Here is a 3,245-nt window from a genome sequence, read left to right as displayed (position 1 = left end):
CGGCGACAGGTAGAAATCGATCGTGTCGCCCCGCTTGTCGACTGCCCGGTACAGGTAGGTCCACTTGCCCCGCACCTTGACGTAGGTTTCATCCAGGCGCCAGCTCGGATCAAAGCCACGCCGCCAGAACCAGCGCAGCCGCTTCTCCATCTCCGGGGCGTAGCACTGGACCCAGCGATAGATCGTCGTATGGTCGACCGAAATGCCGCGTTCCGCCAGCATTTCCTCAAGGTCGCGATAGCTGATCGGATAGCGACAATACCAGCGCACCGCCCACAGGATCACATCACCCTGGAAATGGCGCCACTTGAAATCCGTCATCGTTCCGTCCGTCCAATCTCCGCCAAGCATGCTCAAGCTTCACGATTTTTGCAACAGAGCCCTGCCGACCTCGGCAATGCGGGGCAATGCCGCCGGATCGGCGGTAAGAACGAAGAGGTGTGAACCTATCTCCATCTTGGATTGGCGCGCCGCAATGCCATTCTCGCTCAATTGAGACGCGAGGAGTCGGTTATGCCTCACGCTTTTGAAATCACCTATTACGCGCCCCCGCAAACACCCAAAAAAGTGAACGGGCTGTTTTGGATCGTCGGCATCAATACCGGGCTTTGGGCGGTGATCGCCCTTGGAATATGGGCGTTATCGTGAACCGCAATAAGGCCCGGACCTCTTGCGAGAGCTGGGCCAGTTGATTGCAAGGGCTGTAAAGCCCTTCGGGCCGCATGTGCGGCGTGAACGGTTTCGCTGCACCGCATCATGACAATAGCGGTCACCCGCGCTTCTTGGCGGTTTCCTTCCATGCTTGCACCGGATAGTTCAGGTTCATCTCCCTGAAATCCCGCCAAGTGCAGGCAACGTAAGGTTTCTAGGTCAGGCCGCCCAGAAGCGGGTGACCTCGAAGCCTGTTGCTGCCCGCGGCATCATCAGGACGTCTAGCACCAGGCGGATCTCCGGCCCCGGCTTGATTGGGGCGTGCTCGGCACGGTGCCGCGCATATTCTACGATGTCGAGGGTAAGGCGGTTCAGACGTCCAACGAAGGAAGGGTGAGGGGGCCATCACCCATGCCGGTCACGCTGCGCCGGCGAGCATTGTACGTCACCCCTGCCGCAGGCCTTGCACTTCAGCCGCGTCCTGACCGCGGGCATGCCGGTACCATGATGTGGGAAGACCTTGCGCAACGGCAGGTCGCGCAGCTCGGGCGCGGCGACACCATCCTGATGCTCTGGGCCTGCTGGCAGTCGCTGCGCCAGTCGATGAAGCTCATGAACGATCGGGCCCGTCTCAGCAATCTCAACACACTGTCAATTTGGCCAGCTTGGACGGATGGCGGGCGGCAAGATCGTTGCTTTTGACCCACGACAGCACCCGCTGAGAGAACCCTAATTCTGATGTAGAGGCTGCGCACGAGAAGGAATCGGCACATGAGGAAGAGCCGTTTTTACCGAGGCGCAAATCGTCGGGATGATCAAGGAGCAGGAGTCCGGGCTGCCGACGGTCGAGATTAGCTTTGCCGCGGCCGACTTTACAACGGCAGCTTCCGGGAAGCGCCCTCAGGAGCCGGAACGGCAACAATGGGGTGTAACCGGAATCGCCGATCTCGGTTACGCTTCCCAACCAACTGGCCGAAAGCCCGCTAGTTCGCTATGAACCGCAATCTTTGCGGTCTTGATCCTCTCAACCTAACGTAAGGATGTCGGGAAACCTCAGCACGAGTTGGCGGTTCTGGAAAGCCACCCGTGACGGCGGTTTTCAGCTACCGGGGCATATGATGTGGATTATAGATAAAGGCCTCGTGACACCTCTTGGCGGGAAGCGGCCAGTCCTCCGCTTTTTCGTGGTGGGGGCCATAATCTTTCTGATCGTCGCAGGCGGGATTGCGGCGGTCGCTACGGGCTTTTTCGAACAGCCGAGCCCGTATCGGGAGGAAGGCAACTAGGCATCTTGAGGCTTACGAGGAAAGCGTTTGCGCTGCCGCGATAGGCCGGGCCTGCGGAACAAAAATTTCACAAGCTTCTGCCGGATTTCAAATCCTGTGTGCACGAATGCAACGTCGTGCGAGATTAATCTATGTTATGCAAGTCGATGATTTGACCGACAGAAATCGGAGATTGTCGGATGGACGTATCGGTTGCTCGCCGCAAGGCAACGGAAGAAGATGTGGAGCGCGCCATCGATCACGGAGCCTTCCAAGTTCCTGCGATGCCGGCGGCGGATTTGCTCGCCTTCTTTCGAGCGATGATCGACATAGTTGTGGTTGATCATGCGGGAGAGCGCGAATGACCCGGCGCTATTGGGGCGTCGCTGCCGTCGCCTCGATCCTTATCGGTTTGCCGGTCGCGTTTCTCAGCCTTGACCGGGCGTTGAGCTCCCTCGCTTTCGTGGCTCTGATCGCTCCTTAGCCAGGATTTTCCAGCGGTTGAGATAGATCGAAACATCCCGCGTCTGAAAGTAAAGGTTCATGCCGTGGGTGCCGGGCGGTTACGTCAAGCGGGTCCAAAAGCGCTCTATTTGCCAGTCCACTGCGATGAGGCTGGTCGAGAGCTAGGCAAGCGCCAGCCGCAGGGCTGGATGGGCTCCTGCTCCGCCTCGCGCCCGGCGATATCGATAAAGTCAATCGCGAAGGGGTTCATCCGGGCCGGGGGGCTGGGCTTAACCGTCGCGATCGTGATCCCCGCGCGCCGCTGCCAGGAATGTGTGCGCATAGTTCCGGAACACGAACTGCCAGTGCGGCCCAGCATAGTCCTATTTCTTGGTCCACTGCGTCGCCGGGTCTCACGTCTCGCACGATGCCCACATGCGGGCGGCCACCTCGTCGAGCGGGGATTCCTCGCCATTCGAAGTGCAAAACCGGCGTGGCATCAGCGTCGCTCTGACGGGCTGCACTGCACGTCGCGGCTACCGCAGGCTTGCACTTCAGCCCCGCCTGGTGCCCACAGCGGCACTCGACCGCGGTGTCAAAGCCCCATTGCGAGTACTCGAAGACTGTCTCGAACCGTTTCGTTCCCATAACCGTCCCGTAACGGATTGCAGAACAAATGAGGAACATATAGCATTGCGTCATTCCACCAAGGAGTGATTCTGCGATGCCTGCACTATCGAAGATGGATGGTCCGCTTGACCTCGGAGGCTATGAGACCAGTTCGAAATCCTTGCCTTTCGGGCGCTGGATACTGGAACAGAGCGAGCGAGGCGGCTTCATTGGCCAACTCGCCTCGATCGCCAGATCGGATCGTGGGTTCCCGAA

3 protein-coding genes and 1 pseudogene are annotated in these 3,245 nt (G+C 59.2%); 3 read left to right on the top strand and 1 reads right to left on the bottom strand.

The window, feature by feature from the left end; genetic code table 11:
• Positions 1-321: pseudogene (locus tag LH128_RS21830) on the bottom strand (IS6-like element IS6100 family transposase); the annotation flags it as partial.
• Between the two features lie 141 nt (positions 322-462).
• Here LH128_RS21830 and LH128_RS33675 point away from each other — a divergent pair.
• From LH128_RS33675 to LH128_RS33670, 3 genes are all read left to right on the top strand, one after another.
• Entirely contained in the window at positions 463-648 is a 186-nt protein-coding gene (locus LH128_RS33675) for a hypothetical protein (protein WP_156800017.1), read from the top strand.
• Between the two features lie 414 nt (positions 649-1,062).
• Positions 1,063-1,353, top strand: coding sequence for a hypothetical protein (locus LH128_RS21825; RefSeq protein ID WP_008831861.1), 291 nt, complete (start codon positions 1,063-1,065; stop codon positions 1,351-1,353).
• A gap of 763 nt (positions 1,354-2,116) precedes the next feature.
• Positions 2,117-2,281, top strand: coding sequence for a hypothetical protein (locus tag LH128_RS33670; RefSeq protein ID WP_156800016.1), 165 nt, complete (start codon positions 2,117-2,119; stop codon positions 2,279-2,281).
• Positions 2,282-3,245 lie beyond the last annotated feature (964 nt).

It is taken from the genome of Sphingomonas sp. LH128 (assembly GCF_000293195.2).
GTDB classification, from domain to species: domain Bacteria; phylum Pseudomonadota; class Alphaproteobacteria; order Sphingomonadales; family Sphingomonadaceae; genus Novosphingobium; species Novosphingobium resinovorum_A.
This window is presented reverse-complemented; position numbering and strand designations above follow the sequence as displayed.